Source organism: Pseudoalteromonas sp. G4, assembly GCF_028875915.1.
Taxonomy (GTDB): Bacteria; Pseudomonadota; Gammaproteobacteria; order Enterobacterales; family Alteromonadaceae; genus Pseudoalteromonas.
This window is the reverse complement of the sequence record NZ_JAPEHW010000062.1, coordinates 1-26,244: the sequence shown is the minus strand read 5'-3', so window position 1 is coordinate 26,244 and position 26,244 is coordinate 1. Positions and strand designations below refer to the sequence as shown.

The 26,244-nt window shown below is 41.3% G+C and carries 19 protein-coding genes; 6 read left to right on the top strand and 13 right to left on the bottom strand.

Translation table 11 applies throughout. The features are described 5' to 3' along the window. The 5 genes from ON073_RS15560 to recQ form a co-directional block, all read right to left on the bottom strand. The coding region (locus tag ON073_RS15560; protein WP_274762811.1) for a substrate-binding periplasmic protein at positions 1 to 937 on the bottom strand (937 nt) is incomplete at its 3' end. Between the two features lie 129 nt (positions 938 to 1,066). Next, positions 1,067 to 2,791, bottom strand: a complete 1,725-nt coding sequence (locus tag ON073_RS15555) for a BamA/TamA family outer membrane protein (protein ID WP_274762810.1) — start codon at positions 2,789 to 2,791, stop codon at positions 1,067 to 1,069. A 120-nt stretch (positions 2,792 to 2,911) separates the two neighbouring features. Beyond that, entirely contained in the window at positions 2,912 to 4,180 is a 1,269-nt protein-coding gene (locus ON073_RS15550) for a metal-dependent hydrolase family protein (RefSeq protein ID WP_274762809.1), read from the bottom strand. Between the two features lie 61 nt (positions 4,181 to 4,241). Continuing rightward, a complete protein-coding gene (locus ON073_RS15545) occupies positions 4,242 to 4,517 on the bottom strand; it encodes a DUF3630 family protein (protein WP_274762808.1) in 276 nt (91 codons plus the stop codon). 14 nt (positions 4,518 to 4,531) lie between these two features. Continuing rightward, positions 4,532 to 6,355 (bottom strand): DNA helicase RecQ, encoded by a 1,824-nt coding sequence (recQ, locus tag ON073_RS15540; protein WP_274762807.1) that lies wholly within the window; start codon positions 6,353 to 6,355, stop codon positions 4,532 to 4,534. Between the two features lie 159 nt (positions 6,356 to 6,514). Here recQ and rarD point away from each other — a divergent pair, with 159 nt between their 5' ends. Beyond that, positions 6,515 to 7,396, top strand: coding sequence for an EamA family transporter RarD (gene rarD, locus ON073_RS15535; protein WP_274762806.1), 882 nt, complete (start codon positions 6,515 to 6,517; stop codon positions 7,394 to 7,396). Position 7,397: 1 nt separating this feature from the next. On the opposite strand, the gene ON073_RS15530 is transcribed toward rarD, so the two are convergent. After that, on the bottom strand, positions 7,398 to 8,633 hold the full coding sequence (locus ON073_RS15530; protein ID WP_274762804.1) for a GGDEF domain-containing response regulator: 1,236 nt from the start codon (positions 8,631 to 8,633) through the stop codon (positions 7,398 to 7,400). Between the two features lie 290 nt (positions 8,634 to 8,923). Between ON073_RS15530 and ON073_RS15525 the strand changes: the two genes are divergently transcribed. Further along, positions 8,924 to 9,859 carry a porin gene (locus tag ON073_RS15525; RefSeq protein WP_274762803.1) on the top strand — a complete coding sequence of 312 codons (936 nt, stop codon included), beginning with the start codon at positions 8,924 to 8,926 and terminating at the stop codon, positions 9,857 to 9,859. 65 nt (positions 9,860 to 9,924) lie between these two features. On the opposite strand, the gene hemH is transcribed toward ON073_RS15525, so the two are convergent. After that, positions 9,925 to 10,944 carry a ferrochelatase gene (hemH, locus tag ON073_RS15520; RefSeq protein ID WP_274762802.1) on the bottom strand — a complete coding sequence of 340 codons (1,020 nt, stop codon included), beginning with the start codon at positions 10,942 to 10,944 and terminating at the stop codon, positions 9,925 to 9,927. A gap of 210 nt (positions 10,945 to 11,154) precedes the next feature. Between hemH and ON073_RS15515 the strand changes: the two genes are divergently transcribed. Beyond that, positions 11,155 to 12,354, top strand: a complete 1,200-nt coding sequence (locus tag ON073_RS15515) for an alkaline phosphatase family protein (protein ID WP_274762801.1) — start codon at positions 11,155 to 11,157, stop codon at positions 12,352 to 12,354. A gap of 505 nt (positions 12,355 to 12,859) precedes the next feature. Here the strand turns inward: ON073_RS15515 and ON073_RS15510 are convergent. Then, positions 12,860 to 14,164, bottom strand: a complete 1,305-nt coding sequence (locus ON073_RS15510; protein ID WP_274762800.1) for an inosine/guanosine kinase — start codon at positions 14,162 to 14,164, stop codon at positions 12,860 to 12,862. A gap of 181 nt (positions 14,165 to 14,345) precedes the next feature. Here ON073_RS15510 and tadA point away from each other — a divergent pair, with 181 nt between their 5' ends. Then, positions 14,346 to 14,846: a tRNA adenosine(34) deaminase TadA gene (gene tadA / locus ON073_RS15505; RefSeq protein WP_274762799.1), complete on the top strand. Its 501-nt coding sequence runs from the start codon at positions 14,346 to 14,348 to the stop codon at positions 14,844 to 14,846. Here the strand turns inward: tadA and ON073_RS15500 are convergent. Together ON073_RS15500 and mltF are read right to left on the bottom strand one after the other, a co-directional pair. Next, on the bottom strand, positions 14,843 to 14,992 hold the full coding sequence (locus ON073_RS15500; RefSeq protein WP_274762798.1) for a hypothetical protein: 150 nt from the start codon (positions 14,990 to 14,992) through the stop codon (positions 14,843 to 14,845). The genes tadA and ON073_RS15500 overlap by 4 nt on opposite strands. Positions 14,993 to 15,210: 218 nt before the next feature. Further along, positions 15,211 to 16,557 (bottom strand): membrane-bound lytic murein transglycosylase MltF, encoded by a 1,347-nt coding sequence (gene mltF, locus ON073_RS15495; RefSeq protein ID WP_274762797.1) that lies wholly within the window; start codon positions 16,555 to 16,557, stop codon positions 15,211 to 15,213. Between the two features lie 204 nt (positions 16,558 to 16,761). On the opposite strand from mltF, the gene purL reads away from it, so the two are divergent. Beyond that, a complete protein-coding gene (gene purL, locus ON073_RS15490) occupies positions 16,762 to 20,646 on the top strand; it encodes a phosphoribosylformylglycinamidine synthase (protein WP_274762795.1) in 3,885 nt (1,294 codons plus the stop codon). Between the two features lie 352 nt (positions 20,647 to 20,998). Beyond that, positions 20,999 to 21,508 carry a DUF2780 domain-containing protein gene (locus ON073_RS15485; RefSeq protein ID WP_274762794.1) on the top strand — a complete coding sequence of 170 codons (510 nt, stop codon included), beginning with the start codon at positions 20,999 to 21,001 and terminating at the stop codon, positions 21,506 to 21,508. Between the two features lie 148 nt (positions 21,509 to 21,656). Here ON073_RS15485 and ON073_RS15480 read toward each other — a convergent pair whose 3' ends face one another. The 3 genes from ON073_RS15480 to ON073_RS15470 form a co-directional block, all read right to left on the bottom strand. Beyond that, positions 21,657 to 22,796, bottom strand: a complete 1,140-nt coding sequence (locus ON073_RS15480; protein ID WP_274762793.1) for a S8 family serine peptidase — start codon at positions 22,794 to 22,796, stop codon at positions 21,657 to 21,659. Positions 22,797 to 22,930: 134 nt separating this feature from the next. Further along, positions 22,931 to 24,391: an NAD-dependent succinate-semialdehyde dehydrogenase gene (locus ON073_RS15475; RefSeq protein WP_274762792.1), complete on the bottom strand. Its 1,461-nt coding sequence runs from the start codon at positions 24,389 to 24,391 to the stop codon at positions 22,931 to 22,933. Next, positions 24,378 to 26,021 (bottom strand): FMN-binding glutamate synthase family protein, encoded by a 1,644-nt coding sequence (locus ON073_RS15470; RefSeq protein WP_274762791.1) that lies wholly within the window; start codon positions 26,019 to 26,021, stop codon positions 24,378 to 24,380. The genes ON073_RS15475 and ON073_RS15470 overlap by 14 nt, the downstream gene beginning before the upstream one ends. Positions 26,022 to 26,244 lie beyond the last annotated feature (223 nt).

Sequence of the window (26,244 nt, the reverse complement as noted above, 5' to 3'; positions counted from 1 at the left end):
TAAATTTTTGCGCATATTCCCAATAACCTGAGTCTTTATTTACCGACGCTTTAAGTCTTAATACTCTTTTAGGTAAATGTTTAATTAAGGTTGTTGGGTTACTTTTAATCAGGTTATCAAGGTAGTCTTTTTCAAATATTGAGTAGTCACCTATTGTCCACTTTTCCCAGTCAGTTAGCCCATAAGGCGATAATAATTCAGAGAGCTTGCCCGACTCTCGTAATTGTTTTATCTGCTTAGCGACAAATTCAGCAAGATGAGCGCCGTTATTTGCATGAAAACCAATATAAATATCATCCATTGGAATTGAGCCAGACTCGCGCATTTTTATTACGGGGTGTTGATTTGAGTGCCATTCAATGGTGTTTTTGTCGGCTAAAAAAGAGTCAATGCGATTAAGCTTTAGCAGCTCCATCATACGGTTATTCACGTCTTTACCATGAATTAGTTGGATTTCTTTTGATGAATGACTGTATCTATTTATATAAGAGTCGAAAACGCCATAGGAGGTGCCTTTTTCAACGCCTATTCGTCTGTTATAAAGCGATTTTAGGCCGGTATAGATCCAAGTATCTTCTTTTAAGCTATAAAAGTTATATTGATATCTTCCTATACTTTTGGATGGGTAAACTAAAGAGAAGTCCTCTCGTTGTAAAATGCCTATAACACCATCATAAGACCCTTTTTGTACCATTTTTAAGGCGCGAGAGTGAGGCATAATATCAATCTCAACTTCACGTTTATCAGCTTCAAATATTGATTCTACAAGGTCAACCAGAATACCTTTTTGATTGCTGTTGCTACAAACGTAAGGGCATGATTCAAAAGCTGTTAACTTTACTTTGTGATTGGATGAAGCATGCGCAATATTTAAATAAAGTGCCAATAATGCGGAAGAGATACAGCAAAAAAGTTTGTTAGCTTGACCTTTAACCAAGATGTTTCTCCAGCACATTGAATGTTAAAATAATAGTCAACATTTCTAATTCTTTCATGGCGAAATTAATTTATCCGCAAGTGATTGATTAAACTCTATTTGCTAGATAAAAATCATGCTGGTGGAAGGTCAAAAACGGTTTTTTACTTTAATCACCCATTGTACTGTATCTATTTCGTCATCTTTATCGAGCGGGAAGGCAAGGTCGATATGAATGACTGTTTTAGCTGTTGCGCGGCTTGGTGCAAGGCGAAGGCCAATGCCCGCGTCTTTTAGAAATTGGCCATTCTCGCCGTTATTTTCGCCGGGGAACCAGGCGCGGCCTGCATCAAAAAACACGGCGCCACCTACTTTAAACAGTTGTAATAAGTGGTATTCCCAATAAAAGCGTTTCTCAAGGTTGAGTAATACCGAGCGCTCACCTACTTGATAGTGCAGTGGGTAACCTCTAAGGCCAGTATCACCGCCTAAAGTCAGTTGCTGGTCAGCTGTTAGATTGCCACCATAGCGAAGTGAAAGATTGGCAAACCATGCGCGATAACTATTGCTGTTATAGAGAAAATTCGTATCTAAGTAGGCGTGTAAATTTTCGCTTTTTTGCTGTTCAGTATTCCAATAGCCATGTAAACCGGTATATAAACGCCATAGCATGCTGTCATTCAGGTGAAATGCTTTTGCTGCGCTGGCTTCAAGTACAACCCGGCTGTCGTCATCGGCAAGACTTTCGTCAGAGTAACCCAAGCGCGCAAATAAATTCCAACCTAAGTTTAAATCTTCAGTGCGGCCAATCGAGTCAAAGTTACTTAATGTAATGTATTTGTCTTCAATTAGTTGGTAGCCAACCCATGGGTAATTAAGCGAACGATCTTTGGCTATTGGCAAAGTGGTTTCGGCAATTTGTTCAAACTTAAAGTCTTCTTGTTGCCAGCCAACTAGCCAACGATTTGTCCAATTACCATATTTATCACCTTGCCCATAAAACAGCTGATTAATTTGGTTTTCTTGTTTAAATTCAGAGATCACATCGCCGCGATAATAAAGCGGAGACTCTTTAGTATCGTCTAACGTGACAGCACCATAGCTTTGCTGTGAAGCCAATGAATAAAACGGTAGTTTAAAATCAAAGTAAATGCGCTCGCCATCGTCATTATCGCTAAACTCTAAGCGGCTACGGTAGCGGCTTCCCCAAATGTTGGGATCTTCATAAATAAAGGTATAACCAGTGCGATCAGCATCGCTGCGCCATGAAAGCGAAACGCGTTTGCCTAAACCAAGTAGGTTGGTATCACGAAAGCCAAGGCGTGTTTTATTTGCACCACCACTGCGGCTATAGCTAACTTCTGGAGTGAGTGTCCACAGCTCTTTGGTAGTGATAGTGACAACGATATTGTCATCACAATCAAGTTCAGCTTCAATTTTTGCATCATACAAGTAGCGAGCATCGCGCAAAATACGTTCAGATTCACGCAGCAGTTGTTTGTCGTATTTGTCCCCTTGTTGGAACAATAACTGCTGCAAAATAACATGTTCTTTAGTGATAATGTTAAGGGTGTTTAAACCACGAAATAAAAAGTTATCTTCTTTGGGGTTGTCGGTATCAAAAATATTATGACGCACGAGACGAATATTGCTGATGATGGCATTAGGTGCGTCAGGTAGTTGCGAGTTATCGATGCTCTCAATATTAAAGTTATTTTTGCTATTTCTTTGCTTATCGCCAAGCCATTGGCACTGACTTAACGAAAAAATATCAGACTTAGCTGCAGCTTCTGGCTGTGCTGCGGCAAAGCCATAAAATGAGACTGAAAATAGGCAAAAAAGCGCGCTAAATCGACTTATTTTTAATGCTGACATAACGCTCCTTTTTACTTGGGTTTAGTTTAATTCTATACCATTAATTTTACTCTTGCAGAAATTAAAGCAAATAAGAAGCAGCCAAAGGCTGCTTCTAACTAATTAAAATATAATAATTTATTATTTTATTTTGTGACCTGAACGCATTACGAATGTAACGTCCATAAGTTGCTCAATGTCCTTTAATGGCGAGGCTTTGGTCGCAATAATATCGGCAAATTTGCCACTTTCAATGGTGCCTAATTTTTTTTCTAGACCAAGCAATTTTGCACTGTTGATAGTGGCTGATTTTATTACTTGTTGCGCTGGCATGCCGGCGCTAACCATCAGCACAGCTTCTCTTGCGTTAGTGCCGTGTTTTGATACACCGCTGTCGGTGCCGTAAGCGATGTTTATGCCCGCTTTATAGGCATTAAAAAAGTTACCTTTCATATCGTTGCCCACACGAATGGCTTTATCTTTTATTGCATCACTCATAAAGTTTGAGTTATTTGCCATCTCTACCACAGTTTCACCTGCTAGTAGTGTAGGTACTAAATAAGCGCCGGTTTTCTTAAAGAGTTTGTATGCTTTTTTCCCTGCATAAGAGCCGTGTTCGATGCTAGCAACACCGGCTTCAAGAGCTGCGATAATGCCATCTTCTTGGTGCGCGTGTGCAGCGACTTTTCTGCCCATGGTCCTTGCGGCCTTTACCACTTGGTTAAGTTCATCGTCTTCCATTTGTTGACCGGTTCCAGTGGCACGATCAGTGAGTACTCCACCGGTAGCGGCAACTTTAATCCAATCGGCACCGTACTTAATTGCATGACGGGTTGCTCTGCGGCAATCATATGGGCCATCGCAGGTGGTCTTTGAGGCAAACTTATCAAGCATTTCATGGTGTACGCCACTGCTATCAAGGTGGCCACCGGTTATTGCTACACCGCCTGCCGCAATAATACGAGGCCCTTCAAGCCAACCATTATTTATTGCATCACGCAGCGCATACATATATTGCGGATCGGAACCGAGATCGCGCACAGTTGTAAATCCTGCTTCTAAGGTTTTTTTAGCGTAATAAGCACTACGCATGCCGACAAGTTCTGGTGACACTTTGGCAATTTCAACATCATTTTCAGGGCCTAATTCAAACTGCAAATGGACGTGCATATCCATTAAGCCTGGCATAACAAAACTATCTGATAAATCGATAACCGTTTGGTCTTTAGTTGCTTTTTGAAATCCAGCTTGCACACCTACAATTTTATCGCCTTCGATAATAATGGTTTGCTTAGCAAGGGGCGCTTTGTCGGCGTGGTAAAGTAATTCGCCAGCGTGAATAAGGGTTTGTGCTGCAAAGCAACTTGGTGTGATAAATAAGGCTAGTGTGAGCAAAGATTTTTTAAGCATGACATTTCTTCTTATTGTTTAGTTTTACCTCACGCTAGCATGGTGAAAAGTAATGTCAAAACTAAAGCGACGAATAGAGCTCAGGTAATAAATCGAGGTCTTGTTGGCTGTCGCTATTAATCCAAATACTTTGGCTGTAGTGCTCAAAATTTAAATTAAATGAGGTGTTTTTAAATTTAAAGCGCATTAAGTGGCGGTCAGCACCTTGTTCAAATTCTAGGGAAGAAATGGCGTCATTATGTAAATATATAGTTGCCCACAACTCAAACTCTTCATCATCTGGAAGCTCAGTCGGGGTAATTAAAATATGATCAGAAAACAGTGATTTAGTTGTCATTTGAACGTTGCCTATTAACTGGTTAAATGATTACGAATGGCATTCATAAAGTAGGCGCCATATTTGCTCAGCTTAGTAAATCCGACACCTGAGACTTTTAAGAATTCAGCATCGTTAGTTGGCATTTGCTGCGCCATTTCGGCAAGGGTTGCATCACTGAATACCACGTACGGTGGTACATCTTCTGCATCTGCTAATTCTTTACGTAGACCACGCAATTTGGCAAACAATTGTTTGTCGTAATTAAAGCGAGCAAGTTTGTCTTTATAAACGTGTTTAACTTCAAGTCGTGGTTCGGCAAGTTGCAATTTGAATTCACCTTTAAGCACCGGGCGAGCCGCTTCGGTTAAACGTAAGCTAGATGATTGAGTAATGTCTTGATGCAGTAATCCATGATGAATAAGTTGGCGCAAAATGCTCAGCCAATATTCAACGGATTTATCTTTACCTAGGCCAAACGTTGATAGTTGATCGTGCTGGTTTTCGCGAATACGAATGGTGTTGGCGCCGCGCAATACTTCAATTACATAACCGAGGCCAAATTTTTGTTCTACCCGATAAACACAACTTAAGGCTTTTTGAGCAAGCTCAGTACCGTCAAACTGTTTTGGTGGGTTTAAGCAAATATCGCAGTTGCCACAAGGCTTGCCTTGGTATTCTGAAAAATAGTTAAGCAGTATTTGGCGACGACAAGTTTGTGCTTCAGCAAAACTTGCCATGGCATTAAAGCGCTGCTCTTCTACCTTACGGCGTTGCTCATCGGGAATATCATCAAAAAAGCGTTTTACGCGCGGTACATCGGCAGGGTCAAAATACATTATAGCTTCTGCTGAGAGGCCATCACGCCCAGCACGACCGGTTTCTTGATAATACGACTCGATGTTTTTAGGAATATCGTAGTGAATTACAAAACGCACATTGGGCTTATTAATTCCCATGCCAAAGGCAACGGTCGCTACCACAATATGAATATCATCGCGTGCAAATGCATTTTGCACAAATGAACGCTGTTCATTTTCAAGCCCAGCGTGGTAAGAGGCTGCGTTATAGCCTGCATCAACCAGCTTCTCAGCAATATCATCAACACGTTTACGGCTTGAGCAATAGATAATACCGCTTTGTCCTTTTTGCTCTTTCAAAAAGCGCATTAACTGACTAAGCGGTTTAAATTTTTCTTCAATGGTGTAGCGAATATTTGGCCGGTCAAAGCTGCCCGTATAGATATGCGCGTTAGCAAGGCCTAGCTGCATCACAATATCGTTGCGCGTAGCAATATCTGCAGTTGCGGTAAGCGCCATTACAGGGATATGGTTAAAGTGCTGTTTTAGCTGTCCTAAACGGTAATAGTGTGGCCGAAAGTCATGACCCCAGTGTGACACACAGTGTGCCTCATCTATCGCAAATAAGCTGACCTGTAAATGCTGCAAACGCGTGAGAAAATCATCAGTTAACAAGCGTTCTGGCGCGACATACAGGATTTTAATCTGCCCTTGGTGTAAACCTTGATAGATTTGCTGTTGTTCTTCTCGCGATTGGCTTTGATTGATATACGCTGCAGCGACACCTTGCGCTTTCAGTTGCGCAACCTGATCTTGCATTAGTGAGATAAGCGGTGACACTACAATGGTAATACCGGGAAGTAGCAATGCTGGCACTTGATAACATAATGATTTACCACCACCCGTTGGCATTAATACCAAGCAATCTTGACCCGCAAGAATGGCCTCAATAACTTGCTCTTGTCCTGCTCGAAACTGTTTGTAACCGAAAACGGAATTCAACACCGTGTGAGGGTTATTGTGTTCGGTAATATGTTGGGTCGCTAGTTGATTATCCATTACATTAAGATGTATTTGATTGGCATTATGTTATCTGCGTTTACTTGGCAAACTTGCACGTGTAACGAGCGCTAATTCTAAAGTCTTTTTGTCGCGCTGTCTTTACTTAAATAGAGCAGATCCCTAAACTGGCGCTCCCTGAATTGATGAGTTCTTGATATGCAAAGTCAAAAGCAAGGTGTGATGTTTGCCATCGCTGCATTTTTAATGTGGGGGCTCGCCCCAATTTATTTTAAGGCAATAGATCATGTTGCCGCGATGGAAATATTACTACATCGTGTTGTTTGGTCAGTATTATTTCTTTTGGTGATCTTGACCGCTGTAAAAAAATGGCATGCTGTACGCGCTGCGCTTTTTAATATGAAAACCGCAGCTTGGTTGCTGGTAAGCGCCGCGTTACTCGGCTTTAATTGGGGGTTATTTATTTGGGCAGTAAATAATAATCATATTTTAGATGCCAGTTTAGGGTATTACATCAACCCATTGCTGAATGTGCTATTGGGTGTGGTATTTTTATCTGAGCGATTAAGAAAATTACAACTTTTTGCAGTAGTGCTTGCGGTAACAGGTGTGGTCATTCAGCTTGTAAGCTTTGGTTCGTTTCCGGTTATTGCGTTTAGTTTGGCAAGTTCGTTTGCGCTTTATGGCTTAATTCGAAAAAAACTGCCTGTAGACACTTTGCCAGGTTTATTAATTGAGTCGTTATTTATGTTGCCTGTGGCACTAATTTATTGGTGGGGACTAGCAACACCAACCAGTGATTTAACCAGTAATAGCTTATCTCTTAATTTATTGTTAGTGAGTGCAGGTATTGTAACTACTTTACCGCTTTTGTGTTTTACCGCTGCAGCGCGCCGTATTCAGTATTCAACTCTCGGCTTTTTCCAATATATTGGTCCAAGCTTAATGTTTATATTAGCGGTACTGTTTTACGGTGAAACCTTCAGTGTTGATCGCATGATCACTTTCGGTTTTATTTGGTCTGCATTAGCACTCTTTAGCTTTGATTCGTATCGCAACGCTAAACGCAGTAAACAATAAATTATTGACCAATAATAAGCCGGTTTCTGCCTTGTTCTTTTGCTTGATAAAGGTAGATATCGGCTTGCTTAAGCAGTTCATCGGTGCTTTGCGTATCTTCAACAATTGCACCAATTGAAATCGTTACTTTTAAGGTTTGCTGCTGGTGGTTTATTTCCAGTTGGCTAACGGTATCTCTAAACTGTTCTAACAATGCTTGGTTGTGCTGATGCTGGTCATCGCTAAATAAAACGGCAAACTCTTCACCACCCAAACGTGCAATTAAGTGCTCTTTACCAAACATGGTATCGAATAAGCGCGAAACTTCTTTAAGCACTAAATCACCTGCATCATGACCATAGTTGTCGTTTACTGATTTGAAAAAATCGATATCAAGCATAGCAACTTGGTGCGCAAACTTTTGTCGTTTTAGTAGGTTATTCGCTTGCTCAAAGAAGTAGCGGCGATTTGGTAGCCCTGTTAAATAATCTGAATTAGCTTGGCGACGAATGGTCGCGATGTTTTCTTGCATATCTAAGTTTTGGCTTACCCGACAATAAAATTCTTCAGGGTAAAATGGTTTTCGTAAGTAATCGTCGGCACCATTTTTTAGAAAGTTAGCCGATACACGGTTATCATCGGTGCCTGAAATACCAATAATAACTTTGTCTTCTGAGTTAAACTTTTCGCGAATTTTACTGGTTAAAGTAACGCCATCCATATTCGGCATTTCGTTATCAGTAATAATGACTTTGATATCGTCGAATTTCTCGATTTGCTCTAATGCCATCACGCCATCACTTGCCTGAGCGATTAAATATTTATGGCGCAATAACAGATTCTTAATGTGATTTCGGGTGTTTTTTGAGTCATCAACAATTAAAACGCGCACATCTTCATTGCGAGGTAAGCGTTTTAGCTGTGTCTCTAAGTAAAGATATGCTTGGCGACTTTCTTTTGTGATGTAGTCAACCACTGGGTAGCGCATTACGGTATCTCGTGTTTTATCATCGAGTTTACCTGTCATAACAATGGTTGGAATAGAAGCGCCAATTGTCAGAGGAATTGCTTCACCGTTTGGTGCATCAGGTAAAACATAATCTACTACAGCACAAAAGTAATCGTTTACTTCAATTAAATCTATTGCTGAAGCAAGACAATCAGCAACATCAACTTGATAGCCAATACGTAGAGCAACGTGACGTTGTATTTTCGAAATAGAAGGATTGTCTTCAATTAACAATAGTTTAGGGAGCACTGTACATCGATATGTTTATTTTAGTTCTAGCGATTAGTTTAGTTGTAGAAATACACTCTGTGAAGATATTTTGCCAATTTATTGTACCTATACAGAAACATGACAGCTAAATGTCATTTTTTTTAATGTGAATATCACCTTTAAACTCAGTAAATTCGAGAATAGTGACAATTTAAATACAGAAAAATGAAAAAAAAGTGTCAAGTGTAATATTTCTGTCACTTAGTGATGACAAACTTCGCTTCGTTCAAATTGATTACAAATTTAATTTTCTCTTTAGAGGTTTTCACATGAAAAATGTTAAGGCTCCCCTTGCTTTATCTTTACTAGCAGCATTATCAGCACCTGCAATGGCAGATGTAAACGTATATGGTAAGGCAAATGTTACAGTTCAAAACAGTGATGAAGGCGAAGGTTCATTCACTGAAATCAAAAGTAACGCGTCTCGTTTTGGTGTAAAAGGTAGTGAGACTATCAGCGAAGAGTCAGGTCTAAAAGTTGTTTACAAGCTTGAATGGCAAGTTGATATGTCAGATGCAGCTAACAGCAGTGATGACCATTTAAAATCACGTAATCAATACGTTGGTTTACAAGGCGGTTTTGGTGAAGTATTAATCGGTCGTAATGATACTGCATTAAAGCAATCTCAAGGTAAACTTGACCAATTCAATGACCTTGAAGGCGATATCAAAAACGTTTTCAAAGGTGAAAACCGTATGGGTGATTCAATCACTTATAAAACACCTAAGTTCAGTGGCTTCCAAGTAATTGGCTCTTTAATTGCTGAAGACTCAGCTGATGCTGATAACGGTTACTCAGCGGCAGTAACTTATGGTGACAAAGGTCTTAAAAAATCTGCATTTTATGCGTCAGTTGCGATGGACAGCGAAGTTAAAGGCTATGATGTTGTTCGTGGTTCAATTCAGGGCAAAGTAGCAGGTGTAAAACTTGGTGCAATGTATCAAACACAAGAAAAGGTTGATGGCTCTGAATCTGCAGATGGTTTCTTAGTAAATGCAGCATACAAAATTAACGATTACACGTTAAAAGCGCAATACCAAGTACTTGAGTATGACGCAGATAAAGATGACAAAGTTGCAACATCAGTTGGTGTTGATTACAAACTTAACAAAAATGCTAAGTTATTTGCTTTCTACACTAAGCAAGAGAAAGACGAAACAACAGATAACGATTACCTAGCAATCGGTATGGAATACAAGTTCTAAGCGAATCGTACTAAACGAAAAAACCCAGCAAGTGCTGGGTTTTTTGTTGTTTATAAAGCGGTAAATTACAAATGCTGCTTAATAATTTCATAGAAGGCTTCGATGTGATCGTCACGGTCATTTAATGCCGGAATATAACGATAGTGTTCACCACCTGCATGCTCAAATACTTCGCGGTTTTCTTCTTCTAACTCTTCAAGTGTTTCTAAACAGTCAGAGCTAAATGCTGGACTGGCGATAGCAATATTCTTAATGCCATCTTCTTTGGCTAGCTTTTCAAGGGTTTCATCTGTGTAAGGTTTTAACCATTCCGCTTTACCAAAACGACTTTGGAAGGTGGTAATTACATCGTCTTTGTTAAGGCCAAGTTTTTCAACCACTAAACGTGTCGTCATCTGGCAAAAACAATAATATGGGTCACCTTTTTCTAGGAAAAATTTAGGGGTGCCATGATAGCTAAGCACTAGTTTTTCAGGCATGCCATGCTTATCTAAATCTTCTTTAATGCTTGCTGCAAGGGCATCAATGTAATGCGGATTATCTTGATAACCATTAATAAAATGCAGTTCAGGCACCCAGCGCCAATTGATTAGCTCACGGCTAATAGCGTCAAAGGTTGAGCCCGTAGTTGAGCCACTGTATTGAGGGTACAAAGGCAGCACGACAATTTTTTGATAGCCTTTTTCACGAATATCTTCAAGTACCGATTTCATCGAAGGGTTACCGTAGCGCATCGCTAAAAATACTTCGGCGTGATCTAGGCCTTTGTCTTTAAGTAAAGTTGCTAGCTTCGCTTGCTGCTTTTTACTGTAAACCAATAATGGTGAACCTTGCTCAGTCCAAATGCCTGCATAAAGCTTTGCCGAACGTTTTGGGCGAATACGTAAAATAATGCCGTGCAGAATAATTTTCCAAAGCACGCGAGGAATTTCAACAATGCGCGGATCAGATAAAAATTCAGCCAAATAAGTCCTCAGCGCTTTAGCTGTAGGTGCATCAGGGCTACCTAGGTTAGTTAACAACACGGCTGTTTTTTTATGAAATCGTTTGTGCGGTTCTTCTGTGACGGCAGTAAATCGAGACACGGTATCCCTTACTTAAGTTGCTTAATTAACAAGATTGTATCAAATCTTTTTGTAAAATTGCCCACATTACGAAATGTTAGGAGGTTAAGATCACACTTTAATGCAATAGGCTGTCACTAAAATAAGGTATTTCTTCTTTTCGGACATATAACCTAGACATTTGTATTTCAAGACGTTTAGATGTCACAAATCTTTTTTTAAGTAAAGTATATGAAAAAAATTGTCGCCTTCTTTCTGGTTATGTTTAGCGCGCTAAGTATGCCCACGTTTGCTAAAGAGCAAACAGTTATCTTAATTTCACTTGATGGGTTTCGTTGGGATTACATTGAAAAACATCAAGCTAAAAATTTAGCAAAAATAGCCAAAGCAGGTGTTCGTGCTGAGCGTATGATACCTGTTTACCCAACTAAAACGTTTCCAAATCATATTTCGATTATTACCGGTTTACAGCCAGCCAATCATGGCATTATTGATAATAAGTTTTGTGATAAAAAGCGTGATGAATGTTACAGCATGGGTAAAGGGGGCAAAGACAGCACTTGGTTAAATGGCATGCCGCTTTGGAACTTGGCTGAAATGCAAGGTGTTAAAGCTGCCACCTATTTTTGGCCTGAGTCTGATGCACGATTTAATGGCCGTACGCCAAGCTATTTTTATCACTATTCGCAACACAGTGATTATCAGCGCCGCATTGATCAAATTGTAGAATGGTTAAGTTTACCAAAATCACAGCGACCACGATTTATTGCGAGTTATTTTTCGATTGTAGATTCTATGGGTCATGAATATGGGCCAAATGCCAAGCAAACCTTTGATGCTGTTCAGCAAATGGATGCGTTAATTGCCCAGCTTGATAAGCGTTTAGCTGAATTTAAAGAACTAAATATCAATCTCGTTTTAGTCTCTGATCATGGCATGTCGCAAGTGGACCCAAAACAAACAATCGAGATTAACCAGCTTGGTATTTCTAAAAATGATTTTGTTATTAAAAACTCGTATACCCGTGTGCAGTTTTATAAAAAGCCAGAATCCCAAGTTGCTATTTCAGATATTGAAAAGCATTTAGCAAAGCAAGCAAAAGGGCGCTATACCGTACTTGATAAAGCAACTTTAGCAGAGCGTGGAATTAAATTTGGTTCTCGCGATGCTGATATTATTATTGAAACGGTCGCACCAAAAACGTTTGCATTTGAGGGTGAATCTGAATATTTAGGTACTCATGGCTATGCGTATACCCAAGAAATGGGCGCGTTATTTATCGCTAAGGGCCCAGCATTTAAGCAAAATATAACATTGAGTGAAATTCCAAACTTGGATGTTTACCCAACGATTGCAAAAGTGATGGGGCTTAAATTACTTTCTCCTGTGGACAGTGATGGTAAAAGTTTGGCCCAAGCGTTAAAAAAGTAAGCTAATTAAGTTTGCGTTAAGCTTAGAAATATTAAATTAGTTACAAGTTCCAATCTCCCTTGGACTTGATTTCCCTTGTTGATAATTACAACATTTTGCCCGCTATCTCTATAGCGGGTTTTTTTATGTCTAAATAACTAACATCTAGTTTTCTCTAGTTCAGGTTAAATAGTAAGTTAGTTAAGGGTTGGTTAAGTTAATTGAGGGTATAGTGCTTAACAAGATTTCCAATCTCCCTTGGATTTTTTTCCTTATTGTTTGAATTAATCGTCAAACATTTGAGCTCGCAACCTTGCGAGCTTTTTTTTGCCTAGCGTTTGTTGAATCTTGTTGTTCTGGTGAGTGTCATTTATCACGGTGTTTGTGATGGGACTAATAATCTGTGATTATAAATTAAGCATATATTAATGTTCATCGGGTAAACTAGAGACAGTTTCCAATCTCCTTGTTGCTTTGTTAAAGCATAAAAAAAGCCCGCTGGTGCGGGCTTTTTTATTATTAACTTTTACTGTTCCCAGTAAGCTTGTTGTAAGCTGTCTTCTCGCTCTGGCAAACCACGTGTCAGCCTTGGTGAGTGCTGTACTAACACTTCATAACTTACACGGTTAGCGTATTTACTGATTTGTGATAGCGAAGAGTAAGTAAGCGCGTGGATTTTATGCTTACTTGAACTAGGCACATTAAGCTGGTGATAAACATTAGCGCTAATATCATGAAGTACCGCAGCAAGCGCGCCATCACCAGCACCATTGGTATTTTTAATGTTGTCAGGACCACCCATATAAGGTGCTGTATGAGTATATATTTTCACTGGATTTTCACAGTCTTTTCGACGCATCGCTCGTGAGTATTCATACTTATTAAAATCAGGAATGCTACCAGGCATCAATTGATGCTCTGTTTGACGTTTCCAGCAGTCATCAATGTAGCTTGCTAGGAACATACCTTGCGCACCGGCAGTGCAAATTACCATATCGACCCAATCAAGCGCTTTGTCGGCAGCTAATAGCGGGTCTTCAAAGCCGGTAATGGCAAGGCCTTCTTCTTCATTCATGGCAAGAATATCAACATGATCTTTAACGAAGTTTTGCCACCACTCTGGGTCTTGTTCAATAAGGAATTTTGTACCAAGGCTAAGTACTACAGGCACGTTTGCAGCATTTGCGTACTCAACGGCTTTTAATGCTGCTTCAGTCATGGTGTCTTCACCTTCTGTACGCATTAAGTAGGCAGAAATAACTAATGCAGAAGAATTGGCAATAAGCTCTTGTGAGATAGACTCAGGGCGAAGGCGGTTCATTAAACCTGGACTGATAGCAAATGTACGCTCACCGCTTTCATCAATCAACGTAAAGCAGCGACCAATTGGGCCATCCACTGGTTGTAGGTGTTCTAGGTCAACACGCGTTGAAGTTTTACTAACAAAACGGTAAGCATAGCTACCAATTTTGATGTTTTCGCACATTACACCAAGTAATACTGAACGGTCGTCAGACAGTACTGAGTAGTTATGCATTGTATTACCAATAGTACCGCCTGCAAACTCGTAATCGATCATATTATGATCTTTAAGGCGTGCATACAGTGCATTAGTGGTATCGTCATCCATTACTTGCGACATACCGCGACGTAAACCAAATTCATCAAGAAAAGCTTGATCAACTTTGGCTTCAATATCGACCACGATTTGGTCTATTCCCACTATATAGTTACGTGCAAGTTTAAGGTCTTGCGAGATCACGTTTGTTAGCGGATCTTTTTCTTCCACTGGAAAGTAGTGTTTATGTCTGCGTCGTCCAGGAAATTTCATCTTGTTTCTACATTGCTTTGGCGTCGTGCAAAATGGCGGCGGATTATAGCCTAAAAAATAATTGAATAACTATGACATTAGCCCTTTATTTTAAAAAATTCTAAGAAAATGAGTTAACAATGCAGGAATCTTTTTAACTTGGTAAAATATTAGCGACGTTTATAAATTAATCTGAGAAATTATGTACCCTGAATATAGCGATGAGTATTGGATGGCTGAGGCGTTAAAGCGAGCTGATATTGCTGAACAACACGGTGAAATACCGGTTGGGGCGATTGTTGTTAAGGATAACCAAATCATTGCAGAAGGATATAATTTATCAATTACACAGCATGACCCTTCTGCGCATGCTGAAATGATTGCTATTCGCCAAGCCGGCAAGCAAATCGAAAACTATCGCATGCTCGATTGCACCTTGTATGTCACTTTGGAGCCATGTCCTATGTGTGCGGGGTTACTGGTTCACAGTCGTATTAAGCGCTTAGTATTTGGTGCAAGTGATGAAAAAACGGGCTGTGCGGGCAGTATTATGGATTTAACTCGCCATGAAAAACTAAATCACCAAATTGATGTAACTAGTGGCGTGTTAGCTGAAGAATGTGGCGATAAACTTTCGGCATTTTTTAAAAAACGTCGAGCAGAAATCAAAGCTGCTAAGAAAGCAGCTCGTGAGCAAGGTTAAGCGCTTTCAGCCTCAACAAGCAAATTAAATGCTCTGCGACGCTCTGAAATCTTACGGTGGGTGTTACGTCTTGCAATACGGCGACGAGTCGCACATGCATTAACTGTGTTACGTTTTATTTTAAATTTTCTACGCGTTCTTAGCATAGTTTCTCCTTAGAAAGGTGAGAGTGGAGAAAGGTCATTAGCAAAGCAATCTTCTCACAATAATTTTATTTATAAAGTATGACACTACTATGACAATGCGAATTGAAAGGTCATTTTTCAAGTGACTTATTGAAGTGTTTTGCAAACACTTCAATATTGGCGCACTTATAAACCTATTGAAGTCTTCGGTCACTTTAAATTGTATCAGGTTAACTATATTACTCGTCTTGATTCTCATCGAGCCATACAAGTGTATCGTAGTAGCGGCGAATATTATCAACGTATTTTGCCGCAACATCGCCACGGGCAAAGCCGTATCGAGTTTGTCGATAGTAGCGCTTTTTAATCAGTAACGGTAAATGTTTTTTTACATCAGCCCATTTATCTGGGTCGCCACCGGCTTTTTCGGTGAGTACACGGGCGTCTTCCATATGACCAAAACCTACATTATATGCGGCTAACGCGAGCCATGTTCTATCTGGCTCTTGAATACGCTCAGGTACTCTTTTTATTAGTTTTTCTAAATAAATTGCGCCTCCGCGAATATTTTGTTCGGGTTCGAGGCGATTTGTAACGCCAACTGACTTAGCAGTAGGTAAGGTCAACATCATAATGCCGCGCACACCAGTAGGTGATTTTGCTTTTGGATCCCACATTGACTCTTGGTAACTCACTGCGGCCAATAATCGCCAGTCTAGACTAAGGGAGTACTGTTTAAACCAGTCTTTATATTTTGGCAAAATATCACGAACGGCTTCTATATAGGCGAGTGTGTTGATGTAATTGAATTGGCGAACATGGCCAAAATATTTTTCTTCCAGATTTTGCAAAAGGCCTGTTGAGCGAGCGTAGCCAAAAAACTCGATAGCAAGTGCATATAAACTGTCGTCATCGTTTTGTTGTAGCATCCAAGCAACGGGTTCTTCATGGGTTACCGAAAAAGCAATGCTCAGCTCAGGGTGGTAGCGACGAAATAGCGCTAAGGTATGCGAGTCGGCGATGGTGTAGTCAAATTTGCCATCAATAATACCTTGTAATAATTCGGCTTCGTCAAACTCTTCGGTTTCAACCCATTGTAAACTTTCAAAATTTGCTTTCGCTTTTAATAAGCTGGTTGCATGGGCGCTTTTGGCTATAACGGTAACCGGAGCATCTAGTTGTGAAAAATTACGTGGTCTTTTGCGACCTTGTTTATAAACTAGTTTTTGGCTAATAGAGCGATATTGCGGTGCAAAGCGGTATTTATTTAAACGCGATTTATTTAGAGTGAGGCCAGAGGCGAGAATATCAATTTGCCCTTTTTCTAGCTTGTTAAGCATGTCTTTAATTGAGAAAAAAGGAATAATTTCAAGTTCAGCATCAATAAAATCTGCGAATGCTTTGGCGAGCTCATATTCAAAACCTAGCTCACCATTGGCACTGATATAATAAGTGCTTTCGCCAGCAAGAGTGCCGATTCGAACTTTATCTTTTTGTTTAATTTGACCTAGGTGAGTTTCTGCGACAGGCTCTGAGCATGCTGCCAGCAAAAAAATAACCAGTGTAATTACAACGCGTTTAAGCACTCGAATCCTAAAATAAATTGCCCCTACAAGCTTGTTATAACAGATTAAGTATAGATCGTCACGAGGACTAATGTCCTATACATAAAAATCGAATTTGCCTATTTTTGTCTATTTTTTGATTTTTATTTAAATCTCATGTCATTTTCCACTATAATGTGCGCCCATAAATCTTCGTTCAATCCTTAACCCCGGATGAAAATACCTATGTTGATCCTACGTGGTGCACCTGCACTTTCTGATTTTAAAGTTCAAAAGATCCTTAAAACCTGCGCTGACGCCGATTTACCAGTGACTGGTGTTTACGCTGAGTTTATGCATTTTGCTGATTTAACAGCAGAACTTTCAGAGTCTGAGTTAGACAAACTAAATAAGCTATTAAAGTATGGCCCGACCATTACTGAACATACGCCTGAAGGTGCGCTCATTTTAGTGACACCGCGCATTGGTACCATTTCTCCATGGGCATCAAAGGCAACTGATATTGCTAACAACTGTGGTTTAGACAAAGTACACCGTGTTGAGCGTGGTATTGCTTACTATGTTGAAGGCGAGCTAAACGCTGAGCAGTTAAATGAAGTTGCAAAACTAGTTCATGACCGTATGACAGAGTCTGTGCACAATAGCCTTGAAGACGCAGGTCAATTATTCCGCGTTGAAGAGCCGCGCCCAATGTCATCTGTAGACATTCTTGGTGGTGGCCGTGAAGCGCTTGTGACTGCAAACGTTGAGCAAGGTTTCGCATTAGCGGATGACGAAATTGATTACCTAGTAGAAAACTTCACAAAACTAGGTCGTAATCCGAACGACATCGAATTATTCATGTTCGCACAGGCGAACTCTGAGCACTGTCGTCACAAAATTTTCAACGCTGATTGGACAATCGACGGCGTAGAACAGCCTAAATCGCTGTTCAAAATGATCAAGAATACTTACGAAACGCACCCAGAAAACGTACTGTCTGCTTATAAAGATAACGCAGCAGTAATGAAGGGTTCTAAAGCGGGTCGTTTCTTCCCAAATAAAGATGGCGAGTACAGCTACAATCAAGAGAACATTGAAATCTTGATGAAGGTTGAAACGCACAACCACCCAACGGCGATTGCACCATTCTCTGGCGCTTCAACTGGTTCTGGTGGTGAAATTCGTGACGAAGGCGCAACTGGTCGCGGTTCTAAGCCAAAAGCAGGTTTAGTTGGTTTTACTGTATCTAACCTTCGTATTCCAGGTTTTGAACAGCCGTGGGAAACTAACTTTGGTAAGCCTGGCCGTATCGTTGATGCATTAGACATCATGATCGACGGCCCACTAGGTGGTGCGGCGTTCAACAACGAATTTGGTCGTCCTAATCTACTTGGTTACTTCCGTACTTACGAAGAAAAAGTTAACAGCCATAACGGTGAAGAGGTGCGTGGTTACCACAAGCCAATTATGCTTGCAGGTGGTCTTGGTAACATCCGTACTGAGCATGTTCAAAAAGGTGAAATCCCAGTTGGTGCTAAGCTAATCGCACTAGGTGGCCCTGCGATGAACATTGGTCTGGGTGGTGGTGCTGCATCATCAATGGCGTCAGGTCAGTCAAACGAAGATTTAGACTTTGCTTCTGTACAGCGTGAAAACCCAGAAATGGAACGTCGTTGTCAGGAAGTTATCGATAAGTGTTGGCAGCTTGGCGACGAAAACCCAATCGCATTTATCCACGATGTGGGCGCGGGTGGTCTTTCAAACGCATTCCCTGAGCTTGTAGACGACGGTGGCCGTGGTGGTAAATTCCAACTACGTAACATCCCGAACGATGAGCCGGGTATGGCACCACACGAAATTTGGTGTAATGAATCACAAGAGCGTTACGTACTTGCAGTAGCAGCAGAAGACTTCGCACGTTTTGAAGAAATCTGTAAGCGTGAGCGCGCACAGTACGCTGTAATTGGTGAAGCAACAGAAGAGCGTCACTTAACAGTTGCAGATAGTCACTTCGATAACAACCCAGTAGACCTTCCACTTGAAGTACTACTTGGTAAAGCACCTAAGATGCACCGTGACGTTGAGTCAAAAAAGGTATCTGGTGAAGCACTTAACACTGACAGCATCGACGTTGAAGAAGCGGCTAAGCGTTTACTTCGTCTACCAACGATTGCTGAGAAAACATTCCTTATCACCATTGGTGACCGTACGGTAACAGGCCTAGTGGCACGTGACCAAATGGTTGGCCCTTGGCAGGTACCAGTAGCAAACTGTGCTGTAACGGCAGCTGCGTTTGACACTTATCACGGTGAAGCTATGTCAATGGGTGAGCGTACACCTGCGGCACTTCTAAACTATGGTGCATCAGCACGTTTAGCAGTAGCAGAAGCGTTAACTAACATTGCTGGCGCAAACATTGGTGGCCTTGAGAACATCAAGCTATCTGCAAACTGGATGGCAGCAGCGGGTCACCCAGGTGAAGACGCAGGTCTTTACGAAGCAGTAAAAGCAGTAGGCGAAGAGTTATGTCCAGCACTTGGTCTAACGATTCCAGTTGGTAAAGACTCAATGTCTATGAAAACAACATGGCAGGACGACGGTGAAGACAAAGCGGTTACAGCACCACTTTCTCTAGTAATCACTGCATTTGGCCGTGTAGAAGATATTCGTAAAACAGTTACACCTCAGCTTCGCACAGATAAAGGTGATTCAAGCCTAATTCTAGTTGATTTAGGTGCAGGTCAAAACCGACTGGGTGCATCAAGCCTTGCACAGGTTTACAAGCAGCTTGGTGACAAGACGCCTGACGTTGATAGCCCAGAGCTATTAAAAGGTTTCTATGAAGCGATGCAAGCACTTGTAGCAGACGAGAAGCTACTTGCTTACCATGACCGTTCAGACGGTGGTTTATTCACTACTGTGGCTGAAATGGCATTTGCTGGTCGCACAGGTGTGACTGTAAACCTTGATAGCTTAACAGGTTCAGACATCGAAGCACTTTATAACGAAGAGCTAGGTGCGGTAATTCAGGTTCGCAATGACGACCTTGCAGCAGTTGAAGCTGTGTTAGCTGATAACGGTCTAGCAGCAATCAGCCACACTATTGGTGCACTAAACACTGAAGACAAAGTTATCTTCAACCGTGGCGGCGAAGCAGTTCTAGCAAATACGCGTACTGAACTACGTACTATTTGGGCTGAAACGACTTATAAGATGCAAGCACTTCGTGATAACCCAGAGTGTGCAAAGCAAGAGTTTGATGCGAAATTTGACGAAAAAGATCCAGGTCTTAACGTAAAACTAAGCTTCGACCTAAACGAAGACGTAGCTGCACCTTATATTGCAACTGGCGCTAAGCCTAAGATGGCTATCCTACGTGAGCAAGGTGTTAACTCACACGTTGAAATGGCAGCGGCATTTAACCGTGCAGGCTTTGCAGCAGTAGACGTACACATGAGTGATATCCTTGAAGGTCGCCTAACGCTAGAAGAGTTCAAAGGCCTTGTAGCATGTGGTGGTTTCTCTTACGGTGACGTACTAGGTGCTGGTGAAGGTTGGGCTAAGTCGATTTTATTCAATGACATGGCACGCGACCAGTTCCAAACATTCTTTGAGCGTCAAGACACGTTCAGCTTAGGTGTGTGTAACGGCTGTCAGATGCTATCAACTCTGAAAGAGCTTATCCCAGGTACTGAGCACTGGCCACGTTTTGTAACTAACAAGTCAGAGCGTTTTGAAGCACGTTTTAGCCTTGTTGAAGTACAAGAAAGCCCGTCAGTATTCTTCCAAGGTATGGCTGGCTCTCGTATGCCAATCGCAGTATCTCACGGTGAAGGTCATGCTGAGTTTGCAAACGACGCAGCGGTGAAAGCAGCACTTGAATCTGGCACTGTAGCAGTTCAGTACGTTGATAACTTTGGTAAGCCAACAACGCAATACCCGAACAACCCGAATGGTTCACCAGAAGGTATTACAGGTATTACATCAACGGACGGTCGTGCAACAGTAATGATGCCACACCCAGAGCGTGTATTCCGTGCAGTTGCTAACTCTTGGCACCCAGATGAGTGGAAAGAGGATAGCCCGTGGATGCGCATGTTCCGTAACGCACGTAAAAACGTGGGTTAATTGAGTTAATTTATAACTCGTTAGAAAAGGTCACTTCGGTGGCCTTTTTTGTATCTGTAAGTTGAGACCGACAAAAATATCGGGAATATTTTTGAACAGCGAAGCTGGCCCGAAGGGCGAAAGGCAGGATGCCTGAAGTCATCGAAGTTTCGCAGTTAGTCGAACGCTTTTCAGGGAAGAAAAGCCGGGCCGCAGCTTCAGGACGAATTAGTCTGTACTGCCTCAACTAGCTTAAAAGAAAAGGTCACTTCGGTGGCCTTTTTTGTTTTTGAAAAAGCAATTTCCTAAACAGTTATTAACTTGGTAGTATTTTGATTTGTACCCAAGATCAATAAATTTATAAGGGAATAAGATGAAAAAATGTATGTTATTAGCTTCAATTGCGGTGGCTGTTTGTTCAACGCAAGTTGCTGCAGTAGATCTATCAAGTATTGTGAAGGACCCAACAACTAAACAGAAAACGGTTCAGCCATCATCAAGTGTTTTGGCAGGTTTTGCTGCAGAGCAACTTGGTTTATCAGAAGAGCAAGTTAATGCGGGTCTTGGTGCACTGTTAAAAGTAGCAAAAGATCATGTCAGTGGTGATGACTTTGGTTTAATCAGTAAAGCTCTTCCTGATATGAATTCATATTTAGAGGCTGCACCTAAGTCGTCAACATCATCACTTTCTTCGATGCTAGGCAGTAGTGAAAACTCAGGAAAGAAGGCATTAAGCTTGGGCTATTTAGACAGTGCATTTGAAAGTATTGGTATTCCAAAAGAGCAAGCACCTATGCTTATAGGCTCGCTAACAGGTTATCTCGCGCAAAATGGCTATAGTAAAGAGGCGGAATTGCTTAAACAAGGATTAAGCTTTTTATAAAAGTGACAATATGTTGATTGAGGTTACTGCCACATATCTAACTTTAGCAAAGCACTTATAGATTAAATCATTGTAGGTTTCGAGTAAGCTTAATAATAAAAAAGCCACCGTATTTGGTGGCTTTGGTGGGAAATTATAGGTTACTTATTTATAGGTGAATGATGCTATCTGCGTTGCCATCAGGATCACCCGATGCACGCCCATCAGTGCCAGGGTTACCGTTACGCATCATTATTACTGCACATGCCGCAGGTGATGCCATTGAAGTACCAGACATCGTGGTTGTACCGCCACCTGCTTTAGTTGATAAAATACTTACACCTGGAGCTGCATAATCAACTGGTGGGTTACCGTAATTAGAAAAGCTCGCAAAGCGATCGTTTGAATCTGTTGCAGAAATTGTATAAACGCGGTTACCCGATGCACTTGCAGGCGATACGTTACCTGCATGCTGGCTTTCGTTACCAGCTGCTACTACAAAAAATGCACCTGATTGCTGTGCTGCTGCTTCAACGGCATCGTTGAGTTCTTGATTAAAACCACCGCCTAAACTCATATTGGCACAATCACCTGCACTCGCGTTGGCGCCAACATGGTCAATACCCGCTAATACGCCTGACCAACTGCCAGAGCCGCGTGCATTTAATACTTTAACAGGAATAACCGTTGCCCCAGCAGCTACACCTACAACATCAATATTATTGTTAATTGCCGCTATGGTGCCTGCTACGTGCGTACCATGGCCATTTTTATCATCCATACCGGCATCACGGCCTGAAGTAAATGCCGTATAACCTCTGCTGGCATCCACATTAAGATCTGGGTGGTCTAAATCAATACCCGAATCAAGTACCCAAGCGCTGTAACCAGTGCCATCCACAGGCCCACCAACACGGCTTACACTCCATGGTGTTGTTTGGCTATCAGAGCCACCGCCGCCAGGCTTTCCACCTTTCGGATTCGCATATACTTTGCCATCAGGCGTAAAACGCATTACATCACTGTTACCTGCAAACATCTGCTTTGCTTTATCACAATTCATATTTACAGCCATGCCTTTTATAGAGTTGCTGTAAATGTGTTTTGCTTTCGCGTTTGCACTAGCCACCATGCCGCGCGCTTTACCTTCAACATCAAACTTAGAAATTGAATCGTTAAAGCGCACAATACAGGTATTGGCAATTTCCATATCATCGGATGCACCATTACTGGTTGGTTGATTTGCAAGTGCATAGCTAGATGAAAGGGCAAATGAGATAGCAAGCGTGAGAGTTTTTTTATTCATCATGTATCCTGTTTTATTGTTATTAGTTTGGTTAACTTTTTGTTAACAAAAAACAGTGTAGTAGAGTGTTTCTGAATTGAAAACAAAAAGCGACTGTAAAAAGTCGCTTTTTATGTGTTTTTGTAAACTATTGATTACTAATCAGATAAATTTCCTAGGCACAAATACTTTGTTTCTAAGTAATCTTCAAGGCCATATTTTGATCCCTCACGGCCGTAACCGGATTGTTTTACGCCACCAAATGGAGCGGCGGCATTTGAGATAATGCCTTCATTAATGCCTACCATACCAAACTTTAATTGTTGCGCTGTACGCATAATTCGGTTGATGTTTTGGCTATAAAAATAAGCGGCGAGGCCATACTCAGTATCATTGGCTTGTTTAATAACTTCTTGCTCATTTGTAAAAGTAAAGATGGTTACAACAGGGCCAAATATCTCGTTCTGTGCAATCTCCATGGTGTTGTTGCAGTTGGTTAAAATAGTTGCAGGATAGCCTGTTGCACTTGCTTCACCTTGATAGTGAATAGTTGCACCTTGGCTAATGGCGTTATTGACTAACGTTGAGACTTTATCAATTGCAGCTTTATTAATAAGCGGGCCAAGTTGCACATCTTCTAGGCCATTACCTTGTTTTAAAAACTTTAATTTCTCTGTGAAAATTTCTAAAAATGCGTGTTGAATCGATTCAGCAAGATAAATGCGATTAGCACATACACAGGTTTGCCCGGCATTTCTAAATTTCGCTGCAATTAAGCCAGTAGCAGCAGCATCTAAATTCGCATCATCAAATACAATAAACGGCGCGTTGCCACCAAGCTCCATTGATACGCGTTTTACCGTTGATGCTGCTTGCTTGGTTAATAATTTCCCCACTGCTGTAGAACCGGTAAAACTAAACTTAGCGATATCTGGGTGTGTTGTTAATACTTCGCCAATGGCTTTGGCGTTGGTACCTACAACTACATTAAAAACGCCGTTAGGTAACCCCGCACGATTTGCAAGTTCTGCCATAGCAAGTGCACTTAAAGGTGTAAGCTCGGATGGTTTAACAATAAAACAACAGCCTGCAGCAATTGCCGCAGCTGCTTTGCGGGTGATCATGGCATTTGGGAAATTCCATGGGGTGATGGCTGCAACTACTCCCACCGGTTGCTTTGTGACAATAATTTGCTGTGAATTACTCAGTGCAGGAATGGTATCACCGTATACGCGTTTAGCTTCTTCACTAAACCATTCAATGTAGCTAATGCCGTAGTTAATTTCACCGCGCGCTTCTGCAAGTGGTTTACCTTGCTCTAAAGTGAGTAATAAGGCTAAATCTTCTAAATTTTCAGTGAGTAAATTTGCCCAGTTTTTTAGGTAATTTGCACGTTCATTTGCGGTGGTGTTTTGCCAATCTTGCTGCGCATTTTTTGCTGCATTAACCGCATGTTCAACATCGCTTGGGTCAATGTCAGCTACTTTTGTCAGCACACTGTTATCAAATGGGTTTACCACATCAAAAGTGGCGCTGCCTGTGTGCCAACTGCCATTGATAAAACTGCTGTTTTTAACGAGGGTTTTATCTTTTAAATTGGTAAGGCTAGATGGTGTCACGGGCAAGCTCCTGTGGTTTTAAAATACTGTCGTCGTATACATAAAAGTGATCACTTGATGCTTGCTGCCACCAAATGCTCCAGTTGCCAAGTGGCTTATTTTCCAAAATTTCACCTTCACGTAATGGCTTAATTAAACTGCCTACCGACATTAATAACCCATAAGGCGTGCGGCGTTTAACCATTTGTGGCAGCAGTTTATCTGGGTCATCTAACCCCATGCTACCAAGCAGTTCGTAAAATGCATGCAAGGTGTTTTTATGGAAGTTTTTAACCCGTTCACTCTTGCTTTCAATATCAATTGCTTTGGCTCTTGCTGGGTCTTGCGTGGCAATGCCGGTTGGGCATTCATTGGTATTACAGTGACGTGATTGAATGCAGCCTAGTGCCATCATCATGGTGCGCGCAGCATTTACGGTGTCAGCCCCCATTGCCAATTTGGCAAGTAAATCAAATGCAGATGCCGTTTTGCCTGATGCAATTAACGTTATTTTATCGCGAATACCAAGCCCAATAAGCGCATTATGTACCATATATACACTTTCTAAACAGGTCATACCTAAGCGATTAGAAAATTCCACTGGAGCTGCACCTGTGCCGCCTTCTGCGCCATCAATGGTGATAAAATCAGGGTAAATATCCATCTCTAACATGGCTTTGCAGATTGCTAAAAACTCTGCAGGATTACCTAAACACAGTTTAAAACCAATCGGTTTACCTTGGCTCAGCTCGCGAAGCTCTGCAACAAAATTGAGTAATTCTTTTGGTGTTTTACATTTCGGGTGCGCCGCAGGCGAAATACAGTCTTTACCTTGCTCAACTAGGCGAATACGGGCAATTTCTTCGGTAATTTTTGCTTTAGGCAATACACCACCATGGCCAGGCTTTGCTCCTTGCGACAGTTTTATTTCGATCATTTTTACTTGTGGTAGTGCGCTTTTTTCACGAAATACGTTTGGGTCAAAGTCGCCCTCAGGCGTGCGACAGGCAAATAAGCCAGAGCCAATTTGCCATACAACATCACCACCGTGTTTTAGGTGGTAAGGGCTAAGGCCGCCTTCACCGGTATTATGGCTAAAACCGCCTTTTTTCGCGCCAAGATTAAGCGCTTCAATTGCGTTACTGCTAAGCGAGCCAAAACTCATTGCTGATATATTTAGTCGTGATGCCGAGTAGGGTTGTTTACAATCAGCGCCACCAATCAAGGTGCGTTTATGCTCATCTTTCACTTCACACGGTGCCAATGAATGCCACAAGCTTAAATAGTTTTCTTCATGCAAATCTTGCTGTGTGCCAAATGCAATGGTATCTCTTACAGACTTAGAGCGTTGGTAAACCAGCGAGCGCTGCTCGCGATTAAAGGGCTTTTCTTCTGTGTCGTTAGCAATAAAGTATTGTTGAATTTCAACACGAAATGACTCTAAAAAGTAACGTATATAAGCAACAACAGGGTATAAACGATTCAAATTCCGCTTTGAAAAAAACACATCATAGAAGCCAATCACACTATAAATCAGGGTAAAAATAAAAAGAATAAAAGTGAAATCGTCGGCGTGGTATTGCCACAGTGAGAAGGTAATTAAGTTGCCAAAGGTTAAAATTAACCAATAGACTTTTTGCATAATTGTCATATCGTTTACTCTTATTTTGCTAACAGGGGCTTATAAGAGTTTCAGGATTGGCACAACAACACCTCGGGCAACCCTTGCACTCGATATTGATTTTGCATAATAACCAGTGCTTTGTCACTGAAAGAAAAAGGAAATCATGAAGATTTCCTTTTATTCAGAAAGGGTTGGGATCTGAATTAATAAGTAGTCTTAGGGTCTGTTGACCTTTCAAGTTCGTTTTTGC

Coding starts and splice junctions, on each gene's coding strand:
- ON073_RS15525 (WP_274762803.1), top strand. CDS start 8,924: ATGAAAAATGTTAAGGCTCCCCTTGCTTTATCTTTACTAGCAGCATTA.
- ON073_RS15500 (WP_274762798.1), bottom strand. CDS start 14,992: ATGCTAAGAACGCGTAGAAAATTTAAAATAAAACGTAACACAGTTAAT.
- tadA (WP_274762799.1), top strand. CDS start 14,346: ATGTACCCTGAATATAGCGATGAGTATTGGATGGCTGAGGCGTTAAAG.
- purL (WP_274762795.1), top strand. CDS start 16,762: ATGTTGATCCTACGTGGTGCACCTGCACTTTCTGATTTTAAAGTTCAA.
- ON073_RS15480 (WP_274762793.1), bottom strand. CDS start 22,796: ATGATGAATAAAAAAACTCTCACGCTTGCTATCTCATTTGCCCTTTCA.
- ON073_RS15550 (WP_274762809.1), bottom strand. CDS start 4,180: ATGCTTAAAAAATCTTTGCTCACACTAGCCTTATTTATCACACCAAGT.
- ON073_RS15485 (WP_274762794.1), top strand. CDS start 20,999: ATGAAAAAATGTATGTTATTAGCTTCAATTGCGGTGGCTGTTTGTTCA.
- ON073_RS15470 (WP_274762791.1), bottom strand. CDS start 26,021: ATGACAATTATGCAAAAAGTCTATTGGTTAATTTTAACCTTTGGCAAC.
- ON073_RS15515 (WP_274762801.1), top strand. CDS start 11,155: ATGAAAAAAATTGTCGCCTTCTTTCTGGTTATGTTTAGCGCGCTAAGT.
- rarD (WP_274762806.1), top strand. CDS start 6,515: ATGCAAAGTCAAAAGCAAGGTGTGATGTTTGCCATCGCTGCATTTTTA.
- ON073_RS15555 (WP_274762810.1), bottom strand. CDS start 2,791: ATGTCAGCATTAAAAATAAGTCGATTTAGCGCGCTTTTTTGCCTATTT.
- recQ (WP_274762807.1), bottom strand. CDS start 6,355: ATGGATAATCAACTAGCGACCCAACATATTACCGAACACAATAACCCT.
- ON073_RS15545 (WP_274762808.1), bottom strand. CDS start 4,517: ATGACAACTAAATCACTGTTTTCTGATCATATTTTAATTACCCCGACT.
- ON073_RS15510 (WP_274762800.1), bottom strand. CDS start 14,164: ATGAAATTTCCTGGACGACGCAGACATAAACACTACTTTCCAGTGGAA.